The organism is Gemmatimonadaceae bacterium (genome assembly GCA_036496605.1).
Taxonomy (GTDB): domain Bacteria; phylum Gemmatimonadota; class Gemmatimonadetes; order Gemmatimonadales; family Gemmatimonadaceae; genus AG2.
The window spans coordinates 40,518-58,331 of record DASXKV010000062.1; the positions used below are offsets into that span (position 1 = coordinate 40,518).

General features: G+C 63.9%; 16 protein-coding genes. 7 read left to right on the forward strand and 9 right to left on the reverse strand.

The window, feature by feature from the left end; genetic code table 11:
* Positions 1 to 5: 5 nt before the first annotated feature.
* The 4 genes from VGH98_24105 to VGH98_24120 all read right to left on the reverse strand — a co-directional run bounded on the left by VGH98_24105 (position 6) and on the right by VGH98_24120 (position 2,756).
* The gene (locus tag VGH98_24105; GenBank protein HEY2379086.1) at positions 6 to 338 is read right to left on the reverse strand and encodes a PadR family transcriptional regulator; all 333 of its coding nucleotides are present in this window, start codon (positions 336 to 338) and stop codon (positions 6 to 8) included.
* 576 nt (positions 339 to 914) lie between these two features.
* A complete protein-coding gene (locus tag VGH98_24110) occupies positions 915 to 1,142 on the reverse strand; it encodes a hypothetical protein (protein ID HEY2379087.1) in 228 nt (75 codons plus the stop codon).
* 131 nt (positions 1,143 to 1,273) lie between these two features.
* A complete protein-coding gene (locus tag VGH98_24115) occupies positions 1,274 to 1,843 on the reverse strand; it encodes a dihydrofolate reductase family protein (protein HEY2379088.1) in 570 nt (189 codons plus the stop codon).
* 682 nt (positions 1,844 to 2,525) lie between these two features.
* The gene (locus VGH98_24120; protein ID HEY2379089.1) at positions 2,526 to 2,756 is read right to left on the reverse strand and encodes an ATP-binding protein; all 231 of its coding nucleotides are present in this window, start codon (positions 2,754 to 2,756) and stop codon (positions 2,526 to 2,528) included.
* Between the two features lie 397 nt (positions 2,757 to 3,153).
* Between VGH98_24120 and VGH98_24125 the strand changes: the two genes are divergently transcribed.
* Both VGH98_24125 and VGH98_24130 read left to right on the forward strand, forming a co-directional pair.
* Positions 3,154 to 3,534: a hypothetical protein gene (locus VGH98_24125; protein ID HEY2379090.1), complete on the forward strand. Its 381-nt coding sequence runs from the start codon at positions 3,154 to 3,156 to the stop codon at positions 3,532 to 3,534.
* 811 nt (positions 3,535 to 4,345) lie between these two features.
* Positions 4,346 to 4,585 carry a hypothetical protein gene (locus tag VGH98_24130; protein ID HEY2379091.1) on the forward strand — a complete coding sequence of 80 codons (240 nt, stop codon included), beginning with the start codon at positions 4,346 to 4,348 and terminating at the stop codon, positions 4,583 to 4,585.
* Between the two features lie 49 nt (positions 4,586 to 4,634).
* Here VGH98_24130 and VGH98_24135 read toward each other — a convergent pair whose 3' ends face one another.
* Positions 4,635 to 5,252 (reverse strand): RsbRD N-terminal domain-containing protein, encoded by a 618-nt coding sequence (locus tag VGH98_24135; GenBank protein ID HEY2379092.1) that lies wholly within the window; start codon positions 5,250 to 5,252, stop codon positions 4,635 to 4,637.
* Positions 5,253 to 5,774: 522 nt separating this feature from the next.
* Between VGH98_24135 and VGH98_24140 the strand changes: the two genes are divergently transcribed.
* The gene (locus tag VGH98_24140) at positions 5,775 to 7,667 is read left to right on the forward strand and encodes a chloride channel protein (GenBank protein HEY2379093.1); all 1,893 of its coding nucleotides are present in this window, start codon (positions 5,775 to 5,777) and stop codon (positions 7,665 to 7,667) included.
* Entirely contained in the window at positions 7,664 to 8,878 is a 1,215-nt protein-coding gene (locus VGH98_24145) for an NAD(P)/FAD-dependent oxidoreductase (GenBank protein ID HEY2379094.1), read from the forward strand. The genes VGH98_24140 and VGH98_24145 overlap by 4 nt, the downstream gene beginning before the upstream one ends.
* Positions 8,879 to 8,947: 69 nt before the next feature.
* Here VGH98_24145 and VGH98_24150 read toward each other — a convergent pair whose 3' ends face one another.
* Positions 8,948 to 9,538, reverse strand: a complete 591-nt coding sequence (locus tag VGH98_24150) for a sigma-70 family RNA polymerase sigma factor (GenBank protein ID HEY2379095.1) — start codon at positions 9,536 to 9,538, stop codon at positions 8,948 to 8,950.
* On the reverse strand, positions 9,535 to 12,168 hold the full coding sequence (locus tag VGH98_24155) for a protein kinase (GenBank protein HEY2379096.1): 2,634 nt from the start codon (positions 12,166 to 12,168) through the stop codon (positions 9,535 to 9,537). The genes VGH98_24150 and VGH98_24155 overlap by 4 nt, the downstream gene beginning before the upstream one ends.
* A 140-nt stretch (positions 12,169 to 12,308) precedes the next feature.
* On the opposite strand from VGH98_24155, the gene VGH98_24160 reads away from it, so the two are divergent.
* Positions 12,309 to 13,364 carry a DPP IV N-terminal domain-containing protein gene (locus VGH98_24160; protein ID HEY2379097.1) on the forward strand — a complete coding sequence of 352 codons (1,056 nt, stop codon included), beginning with the start codon at positions 12,309 to 12,311 and terminating at the stop codon, positions 13,362 to 13,364.
* Positions 13,365 to 13,408: 44 nt separating this feature from the next.
* On the opposite strand, the gene VGH98_24165 is transcribed toward VGH98_24160, so the two are convergent.
* Positions 13,409 to 14,668 carry a c-type cytochrome gene (locus VGH98_24165; protein HEY2379098.1) on the reverse strand — a complete coding sequence of 420 codons (1,260 nt, stop codon included), beginning with the start codon at positions 14,666 to 14,668 and terminating at the stop codon, positions 13,409 to 13,411.
* 243 nt (positions 14,669 to 14,911) lie between these two features.
* Between VGH98_24165 and VGH98_24170 the strand changes: the two genes are divergently transcribed.
* Together VGH98_24170 and VGH98_24175 are read left to right on the forward strand one after the other, a co-directional pair.
* Positions 14,912 to 15,580 (forward strand): hypothetical protein, encoded by a 669-nt coding sequence (locus VGH98_24170; GenBank protein HEY2379099.1) that lies wholly within the window; start codon positions 14,912 to 14,914, stop codon positions 15,578 to 15,580.
* The gene (locus tag VGH98_24175) at positions 15,577 to 16,044 is read left to right on the forward strand and encodes a hypothetical protein (GenBank protein ID HEY2379100.1); all 468 of its coding nucleotides are present in this window, start codon (positions 15,577 to 15,579) and stop codon (positions 16,042 to 16,044) included. The genes VGH98_24170 and VGH98_24175 overlap by 4 nt, the downstream gene beginning before the upstream one ends.
* Positions 16,045 to 16,856: 812 nt before the next feature.
* Here VGH98_24175 and VGH98_24180 read toward each other — a convergent pair.
* Complete coding sequence (locus VGH98_24180; protein ID HEY2379101.1) at positions 16,857 to 17,732, reverse strand: FtsX-like permease family protein; 876 nt, start codon at positions 17,730 to 17,732, stop codon at positions 16,857 to 16,859.
* Positions 17,733 to 17,814: the final 82 nt, after the last annotated feature.

Here is a 17,814-nt window from a genome sequence, read left to right on the forward strand (position 1 = left end):
GCGAGCTACCGAGTGTCGAGCACGCGGTAGATCGCTGTCACGTACGCGCGCAGGTCGGTTGACTGCGCCTTGAGCGCCGCGCGGCCGGCGGCGGTGAGCTCATAGAATCGGGCGCGCCGGTTCGTCTCGCTCAGTCCCCACTTCGCGCGCAGCAGCTTGCGCTTCTCGAGGCGGTGAAGTGCCTGGTACAGTGCCGCGCTCTCGATGGCGATAGCGCCGTCGGTGCGCGCCTTCACGAACTGGGCGATACCGTACCCATGCATCGGTTCCCAGGCGAGCGTGCGCAGCACGAGAAGGTCGAGTGTGCCGTGCAGGAGGTCGAGCGAAGGTCGCGTCATGGCTGATAAGTAAGCGTCTTACCTATAAGACACTACTGCCTCCCCGATAGTTTGCAAGCACCGATCGTGTCAGGCGCGCCGTGTACGTCGCACTTCCTTAACGAAGTAGTCTCGATTGAGCGAGCACGGGCAAATGACCCGATGTCACCTCGAACGGCCCGCTTGCGGGCATCGGCTGCAGCGGAGTGACCGAGCCGCACAAGGTGCCCGCCTCGCTTCAGGTCGTCGCCGGTCTGGGCCAAACAGATACGATTAGCGTGTGGCTGAGTATTCCGCTCACCATCAGCGTGCACGACACGAAGGGCAAGCCGGCAATTCAAACGCCCGTCACGTTCACTGTGCTGTCAATGCCGGGAGTCAGCACGGCGTCAGCGCTGGTGAATCCCACGACATACGTCTACTTCGCTGGCCCTCAGACCGCGATGAAAGAGTGGACCGACAGCTCCGGGCGGACGGCCGTGACGGTGCAATTCGGCACCGTCGCTGGCAATTTCAAAATCGCGATCGACGGAAATGACCTACCCGTTCATGACACAGTGCCACCCTCCCCAGGCGAGCCGCCACTCCACGTGTCGCTCATCGTTGCAGCTCGCGCCACACCCACGCGTCCGTCCCCTCGCGCTCCGTGCGCACGTAGCGATCGCACCTAACGTGCATGCCGCCCGCGCCATCGGGGCCGATGACGCCGCCCATCGGCAGATCGCAGACCGAGAGCATCTCGCCGTCCTTCGGTCCGCCGATGCAGGGCAGCCTCGGATGCTCAACTGGCGGTCCGCGGAGATCACGCGGCTTCTTTCGAGCCATCAACGGCTCCTCGAGTTGGTCCGGATCAGCCGGAAACGTGATCGCCAGCCCGTCTGATCTGAAATTCGACTGCTAACAGTCGACGTTAGGCGACCGGTGCTTGCTCGTCGCGACTCTTCGATTCGACACGATTATCGGCGCGGCGTGGGCGGAATCACCGCGCCCTCCGATGGGGGCGACCCTGCTAAGGCGTATTCTGTCGTGACGAGCCCACTGGGATAGGATCGCGTCTCGAGGTGCTCGAGACGCACATCTCGGTGCGTCGGGCCAAAGAGCGGAATTCCCTCGCCGATGACGACGGGCGCACGGGTAATCGTCATTGTGTGCACCAACCCTGCGCCAAGAAAGCGTTGAATCGTAAGGCCGCCGTCGACGTAGAGGTGCCTGTATCCGCGCGCAGAAAGACGTGCCACGATCTCGGTCGGCTCGCCCGACATGAACTCGATTCGCGCGCCCGGCGGGAGCGTCGGCATGTACGGGCGCGTGGTCAGGACGAAGACGGGCTGTCGGAAGGGCCAGTGGCCGAGTCCCACAACGACATCGAAGGTGCCTCGGCCCATCACGATGGCGTCAACGGTGGCGATGAACGCCTTATATCCGTGCTCCTCTCCGCCGTCTGGCGGCAGAAAGTCAAATCGGCCGTCGCGTCGAGCGATGAAGCCGTCGACACTCGTACCCACGAAGACAGAGCACTTCGCCATAGGCGTCCGTCGGCCAACTGATAGATCACTACTAAACTGATTCTGATCGCCCATGTGGCTCCTGACGATGTGATGTCCGGATGTTCGTTTCTTCGATGTCACTTCAGCCAACGTCCAGCGCTCTAATGACAACGCGGTCAGCGGGGGGAGCGACTCTCACGGATGTGATCTGCTTGGTGGCCATGCAAGTGCCTCGCGGAAGGAGAACACAGGGCAAGCGTCACGCCGCGTATTGACCAGTTGGTCAAGATCGAAGGTAGTAGTTATTGACCACATGGTCAACGCGGCGGTGCCAGAACCTGGCAGCGCCTAGGAATCACCGAGCCCGAGGAGTAGCTTTCGAGAACGACGTCGCGGCACGATCGCCCGCTGCCTTCGCCGACCGACAGTCGTTCGATGCGTCGCCCATGCTCGAGCTTCGGTTCGTGTGCCGCACTCTCGACGGATGGTCACGTCCCACTCCGCCCGGCGACGCTCCGCCATTGAGGTCTCACGTGTACAAGACCGCTCGCTGGAACGGCCGGAAGTCGTTCGTGGTCGTCGCCTTCATTCTCATCATCGTCGCGCTCCTCCTGGCCGGCTGCGTGAGCGCCGGCCATTGAGAGAAGGGCGCCATCGGTGCCCTCACGGGGGCGGCGGGCGCCATTGGTCCGTCGTCGGCGACAACGCTGGCTCAGCCTCGTTAGGGAGCTCCTATCCGCGCCCGCGCGCGCCGCTCGCGGAATCCCGAATGCGCTTGCGCCGACTCTCCCTCGGCTGTGGCCGCCACCGAATAGGGCAGCCGCAACGTGAACGTGCTGCCGCAACCGGGACGGCTCTCGGCGGTGACGTCGCCGCCCATCAAGCGTGCGAGCTGCCGGCTGATCGCGAGCCCCAAGGGGCCGGCGCGGAGAACGATTCGTTGAGATCGCATGACGCGCCTCGGGACAAGGAGGCGTCGCCAGAAGCGCCAAGCGCAAGGAATCACTGCGCGGGCTGGTGTGAACGTCCCGCTGCGCAACGAGGAAGTTATGTCCGGTTCACGCTGAACGATAGTGTGACGCAGGAGGCCGGCTGAGCCGCCCGAAGATCGTTAGGCGCCAGCTCCCCGAGAATCACGACGACGGATCGACGCGGGCCGAGGCTGTTCGAACCGTGGTGGCGCCTCTGAATGAGCTTCGCGCGAGCGCGATCGCGGTCCGCCGATTAGATTATTCTCACAGCTGGTGAGTGGCACCGCGCCCCTTACTTTGGCGGTCTTTTTCGCGCGTTCGCGCATCGACACCCGAGCCGTTCCGGTCAGCCCGCAGAGTATTCGTGAGGAGGACACCGTGGATCGGCATCGCGTTGGTTCGAGAGCGTTGAGTCTGGAAGAGGTCGAGGACGCGCTGGATCTTCGATCGGTGATTGCGGCGTCGCTCGCGACGACACCGGTGGATGACCACGCACTCCGCCGCGGCGTATGGACGTACGTGTGTGCGGAGCGCGACCTGGGGACGCGGCCTGGCAGCGTCATCATCACGCTCACCGAGATGGTGGAATCGTCCACGATTGCACCGCGATCCGTGCGCGACGTCGTGATGCGACGCGTGATTCTCTGGTGCGTGGAAGCGTACTTTGGTCATCTTGGCGGTGAGGGTGTGGGGCTTTGTGCCACCGCTGATACCGGTGAGGTGCCGCTGGCGCCGCCAATGATCGTGTCAAACCGATGAGTGGCGTCCTCTGGGGGCGGCGTTCGCCCGTCCACGGTCCGTTGGCCACGCCGGAGGCAATCGCGCGCGAGCCGGTGCCCTTTAGGCACGGGAGCGTTCGCGACGGGCACCTCGGTGCGCTCGCGACTCTTGCCGACCGGCGCCAGGCTTTCGAGACCGGCGCACCAATTTCAGAATAGAAGAACGACCCCAACCTAGTCGGTGGGGCCGTTCACAGCGGCAAGGGTGAGCTCGTGGGTCCGGCCGGAATTGGGCTGTGGCGCTGGGCTCTGGTCGCTGGCCCGAAGGCGTTTGACTCTGGTCGCTGGCTCTTGCTCTGGCTCCCGGATGCCGCTTCTCGGTACCCGCCCCTACCCTGCTGTTTTAAACTTGCTCAACGGGAGTCAAAAGCGCAAGCCCATCGGTCGTCGTGAGGGCGGCGGAGTTCCAGGCCGGGTGCGGGCTTGAGGCCGGTGTCGCTCATACGAGGCGCCCCTATCGCACAGGTGCGTGACCAGCGAGGTTTCAAAGATTGAAAACCGGGAGCACCGTGGCTGATGCCAAGGGCGTAGTTTCTCATCACCGAGCGCAGCAGTGCACGGTGACACTTGAGGATTCCCCAACTGCGCTTGCGCGTGCGCACGCACTCCGCAGCATTGCTCGTGCAGAGATCGGGGTTCACCGACGGCTCTCGAAGTTGCCTGTGATAGACCGGCGCCGTGCCCTTGCGCAATGGCTGCAAGGGAAGCACCCCTAACGATTCGCGCGGGATCGGCGCCACTACCGGTCACGCCGTGGATAGCCTCGAGCACCGCTTGAGAGAGCGCGGCATATGCAACGTGAGACCATAATGCTGATCGGTGGTCCACTCGACAGTGTGTCGGTCGTGGTCAGCGACCACGTAGAGGTGATCGACGTTGAGTCGCTCCTTTACGCCATCCATCCATTGACCTCGGCGCGCATCTACTCAGAGCCAGAAAAGGGGCCAGCCCAACGCATCGTGATCGGCACGAATCCGCCCATTGTCTACGTGCGAGACGTCGATAGCACGATGAAATACCGGCGGACTTGATGTGGGGCGTTGAGTGTGTGGGCTGTGACCGAGCAATGCTTTTAACGTTTCAACCATGAACTAGCAGCTCACCCTTCTCTTCAGCGCGGTCTGGTCCTCTCCCTTCGCGCCCCAAGGCGTCCACGATCTGCCGCGACCCCTTGGCGATGTAGCTCAGCAGTTGAGTCGCCCATTCCGGGTTTGGCGTTAGGTCGCTCCGATGAAACCCGCGAAGGGCTGCGCTTGTGGCGACCGTGATGATGACATCCACTCGCATGATCGCAGTCAGCGATTCGGATCTTGGCATCGGCGCCTTGATCAGGTGGCGCCACAACGCCGTGCGGAGGGCATGGTACTCGCGGAGGACGGCGTCGTCAGTCACGCCCTGGAGCCGCCGCTGGTCGCCGTGCGAGGCCGCTGCGCGCACGAGACGCTCCGACGCGTCCTCGTCGCCACCGGCGCCCAGCGCCACGTCGAGCACACCGCGTATCGTCTCGTGCAGGCTGTCGAGCCCATAGTGTTCGGGGTGGACGTGCCATGGCTCGTCGCGGCTGATCGCATCCCACTCCGCAATCACGAGAGCGAGGTCCTCACGCAGCTCAGCGTTGCGGGGATTGGGACCAGACAGGCGCCTGGGAGCGTCAGGCGCGGTCGTTGTTGCCGAGTCGCTTTCGGTTGTGGGCATCATGATGCCCTCCGGCTAGATAGTTGAGCGGTACCAATCGGACAGATCTTCGTTAGGCAGTTTAACGGTCGTCTGCCTCGAGTATCATTCTGATCTCCCGAAGACCAACTGGGAGGGCAGAGTACAGAAACTATTGACGCCGTCCATTGGACTAACGTCTATCATGCCCGGGCATCCATTGCCGGGCAATGATCGCGTACACAGTCACCCTCCGAACGCCCAGTGGCTGCCGTTATGGGTTCGGCGCTGTTGGCGAGCGCCGAGCGGCACGATTGGACCCGGCCGTTGCGCTTCGGACCGAGTAAGTCGCGGTCAGGAACAGTCCGCCGGTTGCTCGGCGACTGGCAACTCGCCCCGGATGTGAGGAGAAGATACGGAAGCTCCTCGTCTTTTCATGGGCCACCCATATAAATTGGCGATGGGACGGCGATGGCCGTGCCCACTTTGTCGGGAGGACGCACGAGGATCGCGCGCAAGTCGCACACGCGGCGAGCTCGATCGGAGAAAGTCTTCCGAGACACCACCGTGGCTGGACCGCTGCCGGCCGGTTCCCGGCTCGGGGACTTCACCGCTGATCTGCGGTTGGTCCGTCTTACGCTCATGGCGCTCGTCATCGGCGCCATTGGCGCCGCCGTTGCCTACGCCTTGGTCTGGTTGATCGGCGGCATCACCAACCTCGTCTACTATCATCGACTCGCCGCGACGCTCGTTTCGCCCGCGAGCAACACCCTTGGCGGATGGGCGATTTTGGTGCCCATGGCGGGTGGCCTCGTCATCGGTCTGATGGCGCGGTACGGCTCGGAGAAGATTCGCGGTCACGGGATTCCCGAGGCGATGGAGGCGATCCTCATCGGTCGCAGCCGGATGGACGCCAAGGTCGCGCTCCTCAAGCCGATCTCCTCCGCGATCTCGATTGGGACGGGCGGGCCCTTTGGCGCGGAAGGGCCGATCATCATGACCGGCGGCGCCTTCGGCTCCCTCTTCGCCCAGGCATTCCATCTCTCCACTGCCGAGCGCAAAACGCTGCTGGTCGCCGGCGCGGCCGCTGGCATGTCCGCCATCTTCGCGACGCCGCTCGCCGCCGTGCTTCTCGCCGTCGAGCTACTCCTGTTCGAATGGAAGCCGCGAAGCTTCGTGCCCGTCGCCGCCGCGGCTGCCGTCGCCGCCGCCTTACGAGTGCCGCTGCTCGGTGCCGGACCGATCTTCCCCGTTCTGCCGCATGGCGCGGTGACGTCGCCGGAGCTGGTGGTCGCGTTAGGCGTCGGCGTCGCGGCGGGCCTCGTCTCCGCGCTGCTCACGGCGCTCGTCTACGGAGCCGAAGATCTGTTCGGCACGCTGCCGATGCACTTCATGTGGTGGCCCGTGCTTGGCGGACTGGTCGTCGGCGTCGGGGGCATCATCGAGCCGAGGTCGCTCGGCGTCGGCTACGATACCATTCGTGACCTGCTCGCCGGCCACTTGTTAGGCACCGCCGTCATCGGTCTCCTTCTGATCAAAGCGACGATCTGGAGCATCGCGTTAGGCTCCGGGACCTCCGGCGGTGTGCTCGCGCCATTGCTGATCATCGGCGGAGCGCTCGGCGCCGTCGAGGCGCCGATGATACACACCGGCGACGCCGCGCTCTGGACGATGGTGAGCATGGCGGCGATGATGGGCGGGACGATGCGATCGCCGCTGACATCGATTGCGTTTCTTGTCGAGCTCACACACGACCTGAATACGCTCCCGGCATTGATCGTCGGCTGCGTTGCGGCGCATGCGGTCACGGTGCTGCTCATGAGACGCTCGATCCTGACGGAGAAGGTCGCGCGGCGCGGCTACCATGTCGTGCGTGAGTACTCGGTGAGCCCGTTCGCGCGCTTTCGCGTCGAGGAGGTGATGGAGCGCGACGTGCCCACGATTCCCGCCGATACCCGAGCGAATCAACTCCTTCAGCGCCTGTTGCAACATGACCCCGTGCTGGGGCGCCGACACGCGTGGCCGCTGGTCGACGACACGGGCGCACTCGTCGGCATACTGACCCGCGGTGATCTGGTCGCGGCGATCGATCGCGACGGCGACAGCGAACCGAGCGTGCTCGAGATCGGGAACGCCGATCCGATCATTGCCTACGGCGATGACCTGTTGGAGGACGCGCTCGACACGATGGTGCGCGCGTCCGTCGCGCGGCTGCCCGTCGTCAGCCGCGAGAACCCGGCGCGGCTGGTCGGCATGGTGGGCCGCGACGGGCTCGCCGCCGCCTACCGCGCTGTCTTCGAGGAGGAATGCGTGCGACAGCGCGGCGACAAGACGATGACCGTGGAACGCACAGTCGTTAGGCTGAGTTGCGTGACGCCACCCCATAGTCGCGCGGTAGTCCAACGCGCCGACGGAGGTGCGCCGGCGAGCGAACCGTCCAAGCAGGAGCTGCGCACATGACCGAGCCCCGCGTCGCATTGAACATCGCTGAGGAGTTCGTGCCCCATCGGCGGCACGTCCGCTACGGACCGGAGCTGCGCGTCTTGATTGTCGGCGGAGGAGTGGCCGGCCTAACGCTGGCCGCCTTGCTCGAGCAGCGGGGGTTTGCACCTGTGGTCGTCGAGAAAAGACCCGAATCCGCTGACCCTGGATACGTGATCGGCCTCTGGCCCTCCGGAAGCCGAATACTGAAGGGCCTCGGGCTGTTCCCGTTGTTCTGCTCGATGGGAGTCGAGTGCTCGCACTACATCGTCGCCAACGCGAGCGGCGACACCCTGAACTCCTTTTCGTTCGAGCCACTCCAAAGGCAACACGGGCCGCTCGTCGATGTCAGCCGTGTTCAGCTGATCGATTTGCTCCGCTCGGCGATCGATCCGCGCCGCATCCATGTTGGCGTAACCGTCCGAGAGATCGCCGAGAAGCCGGACGGCGTCGTCGCGGTCTTCGATGACGGAACGTCGGCGGAATTCGACGTTCTCGTCGCCTGCGACGGCATTCATTCGAGTATTCGCCACCTCGTCTTCGGCGACGTCGGGCTCGAGTACAGTGGGGTCGCGGGTTGGATCGTCTGGTTGCCGCCGGATTTCGTACCGCCGCCGGAGATCATGGAATACTGGGGCACCGGCAAGTTCCTCGGCCTGCACCCCACGCGCAATCGGTTTTGTGCAGTCGCCGCGGTACATGCGGCGCCTAACGCCGCTGACCCGGTCGAGACGCGCAACGACCGCTTACGAAGCGCCTTCAGCGGGTTTGGAGGCATCGTACCCTGGGTGTTGCGCGAGCTACCGGCGCCCGAGCTCGTGCAGCCCATCGACTTCAGCGGGGTGCACCTCGAGAGGTGGGTTGAAGGACACGTCGTTCTCATCGGAGACGCCGCGCACGCAATCCTGCCCACGATGGGGATGGGCGCTTCACTGGCGATGGAATCGGCCGCGGTGCTCGCCGAGGAGCTGTGTCGCACCGATTCGCAGTTTCTCATTCACAGTCTGGGGCAATATGAAGCGCGACGGCGCGGTCGGGTCGATAGGATTCAGGCGATGTCGCGCCGATTGTGCCGGCTGATGTTCGCCGACAATGGCCTCGTCACTCGTCTTCGCGACGGCGCCGTGCGCATCCTGGCCGATGAGCCAATTCTCAACACGGTCGACGACATGCTCGCGGAGCGAATCTGACCGCGGCGTGTCTCCGCCCCTCCCTTCGCGCGGCGATTATTCCGGCGGCGGCGCGGACCGGTCGTTTGCTCAGCGGCGCTCCGGGTGAAGCTCACGGTACAGCCAGGCCTTCGCGAGCTGCCACTCTCGTTTGACGGTGCGAGGTGAGCGTCGTACGATGGTCGCCGTCTCTTCGACGGTGAGTCCGGCGAAGAAGCGCAGCTCGATGATGCGTACCTGATCGGCGTCGATTGCGGCGAGCCGCTCGAGGGCATCGTCGATCACGACGACATCCTCCGCCGGTGAATCGTTAGGCGTGTCGCCCGCGGCCTCGAGTGAGACGAGGAGCGCCGCACCGCCGCGCTTCTGCGCCCGCCGCGCGCGCGCGTAGTCGACGAGAATCCGGCGCATGAGATGGGCGGCGATCGCGAAGAAGTGCGCTCGGTTTTCCCACGTCGCCCGGCGTTGATCGATCAGCCGCAAGTACAACTCGTGGACGACGGCGGTCGGATCGAGCGTATGGTCGCGATGCTCGCGCCGGATCTGTTGCGCGGCAATGCGCCGGCACTCCTCGTAAATCACGGGCATCAAGCGGTCGAGTGCGTCGGCATCGCCGCGCGACCATTGGAGCAAGAGAGCGGTGATGTCGTCGGACCGTCGTTTGCTCGGCGCCCGTGTCATTTGAGCCCCGCGCGATCGAGCAGCAACTCGAAGCGCGGATTACCGCGCAGAGGTGCCCACGTCGGCTCGACCGCGAGGTATGCAATCGCATTCGATCGCTCGGCGAATGCCTTCTCCAACCAGATCAAGGCAGTATCGACGTCGCCGAGTTGCGCCATCCGGAGTGCGATCGAAACGGGGGGAATGTATTGGTGTGACGCACGCGAGATCAATTCGCGCAGCAACACGCGGGCGCTGTCCCGCCGACCGGCATACGCCTCCAACGCCGCGACCATCGCCAGATCCTGTGGAGACGAATCACGCAGGACGAGGACGCGCTGTACCTGCTCACGTGCCTCCGTCAGGCGCCCGGCCGCGAGCAGTGCATCCGCGAGACGCGAGTGTGCCTGAACGTAGGTCGAGTCGAGGGCAAGGGTCTGCTCGAGCTGGGCAATGGCGTCGGCATAGCGGCCCGAGTAGTAGAGTACCCATCCCACGTTCGTGTTGATGACCGGTGAAAATGGATCGAGGTCGCGCGCGGCGTACACCTGTTCCGTCGCCTCCTTCATGCGCCGCCTCGACATTAGCAAATTTGCATACCAGATGCGCGCGAGCGCGAAATTGGGATTCAACTCGATGGCGCGACGAAGCTCGCGCTCGGCGTCCGCCCAGCGCAAATCGTAATGCCACACGTAGCCCAGTGCCGCATGTGCCTCGGCGGAATACGGATCGATCTGGAGCGCCTTGATTGCTTCGGCGGCAGCGAGGGGGCGAAATTCATTCGGCGAGCCGCCTCCGACCATCACCGTGCCGAGCTGGTTGTAGCAGTCGGCGAGCCCAGCGTGCGCCGGGGCGTACGTGGGATCGAGCTCCACCGCCTCCTTGAAGTGCCCGATGGCGCGCTGCAGCGAGCCAGGGGTCCTGCGACTCCATTCGTATCGCCCCTTCAGGTACGCCTCGTAGACCTCTGGGGTAACGGCGCGAATGTTCAGGAGGCGTTCGCGCGCCGCGGCGGGAAGGCTAGCGCGAATCGCGCTCGCTATTCCACGGACGACATCGGCCTCGACCCCGAGCACTTCCCTCGCGCCGCGCTGATAGCTCGCGGACCAGAGCATGCGTCCGTCGGCGGAACGCACGATGTTCACGTCCACGGCGATCGAATCGTTAGGCCGCCGGAGTCGTCCACGCACGAGGACGTCGGCCCCGAGCCGAGAACCAATCTCCGCCGATGACGTCGTGGTGCCCGCGACGCGCATCGCCGACGCGCGCGAAAAAATGCGGAGGTCGCTGGCGGCGCCCAGTTGCGCGATGATTGCGTCGGTGACGCCGTCGGCGTAGTACGTGGCGGTCGGATCGCCGGTCGCATTCTCCAGCGGAAGAACGGCGAGTGCACCGAGCCGCTGCGCCGCCAAGGCCGCTCGAAGCCGTGGTCCTTCAGTCGCGAAGGCGATGATGCCGAGCGCGGCGACGACAGCGGCGTAGAGGGTCCGTCGTCGCGTCGAGATGAGCAGCGGTCCGATGAGCAGCCACGTTCGTTGGCGCCTAACGGCGTCGATTGCTTCACGTACTTCGTGCGCCGATCCGTAGCGTCCGCGCCGGTCCTTGATGAGACATCGCTCGACAATCAGCCGGAGGGCGAGTGGAACGCGAGCACTCAGTGGTTTCGGCGGATCACCCAGGATCGCGGAGCTTGTCTCGAACTGCGTGCCACCAGAGAAGGGGAGCTCACCCGTGAGCAACTCGTAGAGCAGCACTCCAAACGACCACACATCGGACCGCGCATCGGCGCGTTCGCCGCGGAGCAGTTCCGGCGCCATATGGCTGAGCGTGCCGGCGAACGTGTCGATCGTCAGTGTCGACTCCGAGCGCGGCGAGCCGCCAGCCTCGGCAAGATGGCGTGCAAGGCCAAAGTCGAGAACGACGGCCCTGTCCTCGGCATTGACGACAACGTTGGCGCTCTTCAGGTCCCGATGGATGATGCCACGCTGATGCGCGTGCTCGAGTGCGGCGGCGACGTCAGCCGCATACTTCAGTGCCGTGGGCACTGGCGGCAGGGAACCGCGGATGATCTCGCCTAACGGCTTGCCGTTGACGTACTCCATGACGATGAACGGCAGTCCCTCGGCCTCGCCGACGTCATAGATCGCGCAGATGTTGGGGTGCGTCAGAAGAGAGGCATGCCTCGCTTCTCGTATCAGCCGCCGCTTGACTTGCGCGCCGAGGATGGCGCTGGCGCCGACGGTCTTGATGGCCACGTCGCGGCCGAGTACCGCGTGTTGCGCCCGATACACCGCCCCCATGCCGCCGGCGGCAATGAAGTTAGTAATCTCGTACGGCCCAAGACGCGTACCGGGCACAAGTCGCGCCGGCGGCTCCTCGGGCTCGAGGGTCCCGAGCAAGGCCGCGGCGGGGACCTCGCAAAAGCTTCCCGCGGCGGCGTCGCTGGCGAGGAGCGCATCGACTTCCTTTCTCAACTCCGCATCGTCGCCCGCAGCGCGCATGACGAAGGCGCTGCGCTCCGTCTCGGCGTACTGCAGTGCTTCGAGGAATAGCGCTTTGACGCGAGCCCACCGCCCGGGCTGGCCATGGCTTGCGGCAGGCCCGATACCCCGACCGTCGTCGGCTCGGTGGGATTGCTCGACCAGTGACATCGAGAGCCTACCATACGTTCGGCGGCTGGAGGCAGCAACCCTCGATGCCCTGGATCGTGGGTGTTTTGGCCCCTCTGAGACCTCTTCTTCCGCGAAGATAGATAGACAGGACGCCTCTTCCTTCTACACAGGGGTACGCCATGAAAGCCGTCCGTACCGCACCCGCCATTCTCTTTGCGATATCGCTCATCAGCTGCGAGGGCCGGCGGCCGAGCGAGCCCGGAGCAATCGTCGACCAGTCATCCGCGCCGGCGTTTTCGAGAGAAGTCGGTCGCACCGAGGAATCTGCCGCCATCGTGGTGTTCCACAGCGCTCGTGGTGGTAATCCCAGGATTTACACAATGACGCCTGGCGGTCGTGACCAGGACCCACTGACTGGAACCAACACCGCGAACGTCGGCAACGACCTCTGGCCAGATATTTCACCGAACGGCCGGTTGGTTGCGTTCACGTCCAATCGTTCGGGCAACAACGAGATCTACGTCTTCGATCGGCGTACTGGAACGCTCACCAACGTGAGTAATAGCCCGGCCGACGACAACTGGCCGAGATGGTCGCCTAACGGCGAACGCATCGCTTTTCACAGCAACCGCGATGGCAATTACAACATCTTCACCGTGAAGGCCGATGGAAGTGATCTCCATCGCGTAACGAATAGCGCGGTGCTCGACCAGTGGCCGGACTGGTCGCCGGATGGAAAGCGCATCGTTTTCCGCCGTGGGAACAACCTCTCTGTCGCTGACGCCAATGGCGAAGAGCAGAATGTTCAGCAGCTCACCTTCACGCCGGCCACGAGCTCTGCGATCAATCAGATGGCCTCATGGTCGCCGAATGGCCGTCGGATCGTCTTCATGAGCACGCGCGACGGTTATCCGTCCGTCTTTTTGATGAGCGCAAGGGGTGAAACTGTTGATCGTCCCGCGGCGAACCTCACGCCAAAGGCGACCGATCAAGCGTCGCAATGGCTCAGTCGAGCGCCGTCGTGGTCCAGCGCTGGTGGCAGGATTTACTTCATGTCGTTCCGGCCGAGTACCAACGGCGATGTCGAGCTGTTCGTGGTGAACCCTGATGGCAAGGATCTCACGCGCCTAACGGAATCGGCTGGGGAGGATGGCGGGCCGCGCATGCCGCATCGCCCGAGAGACCGCGGCGTTGATCACGCTCGGGGCGACTCCGATGATGACCGTCGAGAGTGATGCCGAAATGGCCTGCCACAAAAGGCAGGCCATTGTCATCTCCGCTACAGGGTCTTGAGGTACGCCACGAGGTCGCTTTTCTGCTGCGTCGAGAGCGAAAGGTGGAAAACCGCGACATAGTGATCGACCACCTGCTCGAGCGTCGCGGCACTTCCGTCGTGAAAGTAGGGCCCACGCAGCTGCGGCGGATTCCAGAGACCGCGAAGCGGCGTTGTGCGATAGAGCTTCGTCGCCGTCCGAAGCGCGTAGGCCGGATCCTGGCCGACTTCAGCGGGTGAATGGAGGACGCCGGCATTGATATCGCTCAGGGCAACTCCATAGTGGCAGCTCGCGCAGCCGCCGACGCCCATGAAAACTTGCTTGCCACGCTTTGCAGCACTGGCGTCCACTTGTCCCGCCTGTGGCTCTGGCTTCTCGATGCTGAACTGATACGCGCGCAGCGCCTCGAGCTTCGACGTCACCAGGTCCGGCGGGTTATTGATGTTCACACCGATGCGCTGATCCGAGAAGCTACCATGTCCGTGCATTTGTGTCACTGCGACGTAATCGTTCCAGTACGACACGACGCCATCGGCAGTGTACGTCTCGCGTGCGACGTGGCGCATGCCGAAAGCCGGCGGAATCACGAGCGGCGTGTTCTTGCCGTCGATGTTGATTCGTGGATCGTACTTGCCCGGTCCCCACGTGTTGAGAATCGCCTTGAGCGATGCCGGCACGTTAGGCGAGAGCGCAACGATCGCCCCGACGTTGAGATCGCGATTTGGCCACGCATCGAGCCGATGGCCGATACCGGGCGCGAACGCGTTGTCGACAGTCGAATGGCACAGCGCGCACGTAATTCCGACGCTCGTCAGAGTGTTCGTCGCATCGACCGTCCCTTTGATCCCGACGACGGCACCTAACTTCAGCAGCGCGACCGTCGTTGCCGGCGAATTGAGATCGACTTTCCCCTGCTGAATCGCCTGAACGACAGCGGTCGGCAGCGCGTCCATGTCGACTTTGAGGCCCACGGCGAGCGCCGTTGCCGGACTCACCGATGAGGCGATCACCTCGTGCATTCGGAGCGTGTCGGTCCAGTAACTCTCGTCGCCGTACGAGTCGAAGCGAAAGATCTGCTGCCCGCTCGCGATCGTGGCTGGATTCATCGGCGTGTCGGACATCGACGGTGCCGTTGCGCTTGCCGGTACCGTTGGGCGGCGATCGACAGAGCAGCCAAGGGTCGTGACCCCGAGCAGCAATCCTGCCACCACGTTCTCGATCGCGCCTAACGAACCTCGGCATGGCTCCAACGCGAAGCACGGCATCTGTTACCTCCTGAACGTCGTCGGCTCGACACTTCGGTGAGACAGCTTTGGTCGAGGCTGCCGAGCTCCCAAACGCGGAGCTCCGATGACGCCAAGTCCAAAAACGCTTCGCGAGTTCCCGCGCGCTAAGAAACGCGATAGAACCGACCACAACCCGGAACGAAGTGGTGCGTTCGTCGATTGGCCTCGATTACAAGCGACTCCAACGACGCTGACACCGACTCGATTCCTCCCGGAGGCAACATGCGACTCACGCCGTGTTCACTCATCAGCGGACTGCTCCTTAGCGCATCGCTTGGCGCCTGCAGTGATCAGCACATGCAAAACATGGGTGCGCCAACCGCTCCATCGGATAACCAGAGCTTCAATGCGCATGATGGTGCCCCGTTCGGCTTCACTGACGGCTGGGAAAATGGGACGACGGTGAGCTTCTTTTACTCGAAGCCCTTCTTCTGCGCGCAACCACCGTCGAGCGCCGCGCCGAGTGGCTGCGAAGTCGGCGAGGACGGCACCGTCGATCCGCGCCCGGGAAAGATTCCATTTCTCTATGTGATGACGCCCGTCGGGTTCCGTCCCGCCGATGCAACGTTGCAATGTCCAGTCGTCGGGTTCTGTATCAACCACCCGTCGACGCTCGATCTCTCGCGCGTGTTCGGCCCGAGCAAAGCCAACGTGCCGCTTCCTGCGCACAGCCACATCATCGACACGGATCTTCCCGAATCACAGGCAAGCGGCGGACAGGCAGGCTGGTGGGAGATCAAGGTCATCGGCGTGAGCGATCCCGCCGTCTGGGATCAGATCGTCGCGGGCAAGAGCCTAGCGACGGTGCGCGCGCTGCAAGCGAAGGGCGCCGGCATCACCGGTGATATTCGATCCAACGCGTATTTGTTCTTCGACGTACGTCCAAAATGATGAGTAATGAGACACGGGGTGTCGTTCTCGGCGTCTTCGCTGGTGGTACGCTGATCTGCGCAGGCACGGCGTTGCCCTGGATGTTCTTTTTTGCGGGACTCCAGTCTCTCTCCGGGCTCGTTGGCTTGTACGGACGCGTTCTCTTCGCGAGCGGAGCACTCGCCGTTCTTTCGGGAGCGGCGATGCTCCACTGCCCCTCGCGGTGGCTGCACACAGCCGCCGCGGTCCTCGGCGTCATGCAAACACTCTTCGTCACGTGGCTCCTCGTTGGGCTGCACTCAACGCTGCAGGAGCTCGGCATGCACGCGATGCTGCTGGCGCGACCGGGGCCTGGCCTCTTCGTCGCCCTCGCCGGCGCCATGCTCATCTCCGCAGCGGTGATCCGCCCGGCGTGGTCGGACGTGCGGAGCCGCCGAAACGACGCCCGCATCACGCGCTACTGGAATGAGAAGATTCTGAACTAGTCGTCGCGCCCGGTACAGTCGCGACCGCACGGTGCCGACCGGTACGTCGAGCTGTGCGGCCGCGGCCTCGTACGTCTGATCCTGTACGAGCACGATTATCAGTGTGGAGCGATACGGCTCGGGCACCAGCGGCAAGGCACTCTCGAGCGCGCTCGCGACATCCAATTTGGTTATGAGGTCGAATTCGTTCGACTCGTCGGCAGGCTCGAGATCCGACGCGTCCGTGTTCGAGCGCACCCCCTCGCGAACAGTGAGCACACGAAGACTCACCATGTCGTGTGCATCGCGCAGTTGCCGACGGTGCACGTTGCGACAGATCGTGAAGAGCCACCGGCGGCAGTCGGTGCCAAGCTCGAATGTGTCCCACGACTGATAGGCGCGGAGATAGGTTTCCTGCACGAGGTCGTCCGTATCGGTGGCGTTGTGACACAGTGATCGCGCAAAGCGCCGCACGCTCTCGATCCACGGAAGAGCCTCGCTCCGGAACGCGCATGTTGCGTCGCTGCCTAACTCGGCGCACGTCCCCACCCTGGTTCCTCTCGGATGCCGGTCCCTTCACAGGCACGGCCTCGCACGCCCTCGCGCGCACCGCCCCCAACGCGGACGGCTCGAGTAAAGCAGTTATTCCAAATTATCAAATCTTTTTGTTGACTTACTGGCAGAGTCGGCTTTCCGACCCGGCTATGGCTGAGCTGCCTTCTGACGGAAATCGTGCGAATGACGCCGGCCTCGCACGGCAGTTGAAGCAACTCTCCACCTCCGCAAGTAAGACCATCGCACGCCGGAGGAGCCAATGCACGCGTTTCTACTGTTCATTGAAGCGCACTCCGTGGATCCGTTGACGTCGCGCGGTGCGCTGGAAGATAGGCCGAGAGCGCGGCGATGACGATCATGAACCCCGCCGCGCCGCCGAAGACGATCGGGTTGAGCGGGCTCACCTCGAACAGCATCGACCGCATGAAGCGTGAGAGTCCGGCCGCCAATGTCAGGCCGATCGCGATCCCGATGCCGCTCACGATCAAGCCCTGGCCGAGCACCATCCCGCGAATGCTCGACCTCTGAGCGCCGAGCGCCATGCGAATGCCGAACTCTCGGCCGCGGAGGCGAACGCCGTACGACAACACCCCGAACAGGCCAAGCGCCGCGAGAATCAGCGCGACCACTGCCACCACCTGCGTGAGCGCCCAGTTGCGATCGCCCGCGAACTGCCGATGCGGGTGATAGACGAACATGCCCGGTGTGCCCTCGTTCGTGATCGAGGTTTCGCCGGCGATGCCGATGACCGTGCCCTTGCGACCGCCAGTCGTCAGGCTCTGGCCGATCGGATCGACGCCGGGAAAGATCTTGTCGGCGAGCGATTGCGTAATGATCATGGTCGGCTGCGCACCCGGCACGTCGCGGTCGTCGAACGCGCGGCCACGGACGATCGGGATGCCGACGGTGCGGAAGTAGTCGCCCGACGCGACGCGATTCTCGTCGCTCGGCCAGAGCTTGTCATGCTCATATGCATCGGCTCCTTCAGATGGTCTGAAGGTAGGACAATCCCTCCGTCGGAATGGTTTGGATAGCCCCGATGGTTGCGAAAGTCTGGTCGGCGAGCGGTATGGCTGGCGAGATCCTGGCGCCTGGCGATTGTGACCATGCGCTGCATCTGGCGACAGCGCTCGTGTTACGCGAAGCGGTTGCACGAGTGGGCATATGCGGCGCCAATGGGTGCACCGCGTTTCACGTCCTTGCGTTTCCCGAGAATCAGCCGGCTACGCCTGGCGG

Excerpts from the sequence above, each read along its gene's own strand:
- VGH98_24105 (HEY2379086.1), bottom strand. The coding sequence starts at position 338 with ATGACGCGACCTTCGCTCGACCTCCTGCACGGCACACTCGACCTTCTC.
- VGH98_24110 (HEY2379087.1), bottom strand. The coding sequence starts at position 1,142 with ATGGCTCGAAAGAAGCCGCGTGATCTCCGCGGACCGCCAGTTGAGCAT.
- VGH98_24115 (HEY2379088.1), bottom strand. The coding sequence starts at position 1,843 with ATGGCGAAGTGCTCTGTCTTCGTGGGTACGAGTGTCGACGGCTTCATC.
- VGH98_24120 (HEY2379089.1), bottom strand. The coding sequence starts at position 2,756 with ATGCGATCTCAACGAATCGTTCTCCGCGCCGGCCCCTTGGGGCTCGCG.
- VGH98_24130 (HEY2379091.1), top strand. The coding sequence starts at position 4,346 with ATGCAACGTGAGACCATAATGCTGATCGGTGGTCCACTCGACAGTGTG.
- VGH98_24135 (HEY2379092.1), bottom strand. The coding sequence starts at position 5,252 with ATGATGCCCACAACCGAAAGCGACTCGGCAACAACGACCGCGCCTGAC.
- VGH98_24145 (HEY2379094.1), top strand. The coding sequence starts at position 7,664 with ATGACCGAGCCCCGCGTCGCATTGAACATCGCTGAGGAGTTCGTGCCC.
- VGH98_24150 (HEY2379095.1), bottom strand. The coding sequence starts at position 9,538 with ATGACACGGGCGCCGAGCAAACGACGGTCCGACGACATCACCGCTCTC.
- VGH98_24155 (HEY2379096.1), bottom strand. The coding sequence starts at position 12,168 with ATGTCACTGGTCGAGCAATCCCACCGAGCCGACGACGGTCGGGGTATC.
- VGH98_24160 (HEY2379097.1), top strand. The coding sequence starts at position 12,309 with ATGAAAGCCGTCCGTACCGCACCCGCCATTCTCTTTGCGATATCGCTC.
- VGH98_24165 (HEY2379098.1), bottom strand. The coding sequence starts at position 14,668 with ATGCCGTGCTTCGCGTTGGAGCCATGCCGAGGTTCGTTAGGCGCGATC.
- VGH98_24170 (HEY2379099.1), top strand. The coding sequence starts at position 14,912 with ATGCGACTCACGCCGTGTTCACTCATCAGCGGACTGCTCCTTAGCGCA.
- VGH98_24175 (HEY2379100.1), top strand. The coding sequence starts at position 15,577 with ATGATGAGTAATGAGACACGGGGTGTCGTTCTCGGCGTCTTCGCTGGT.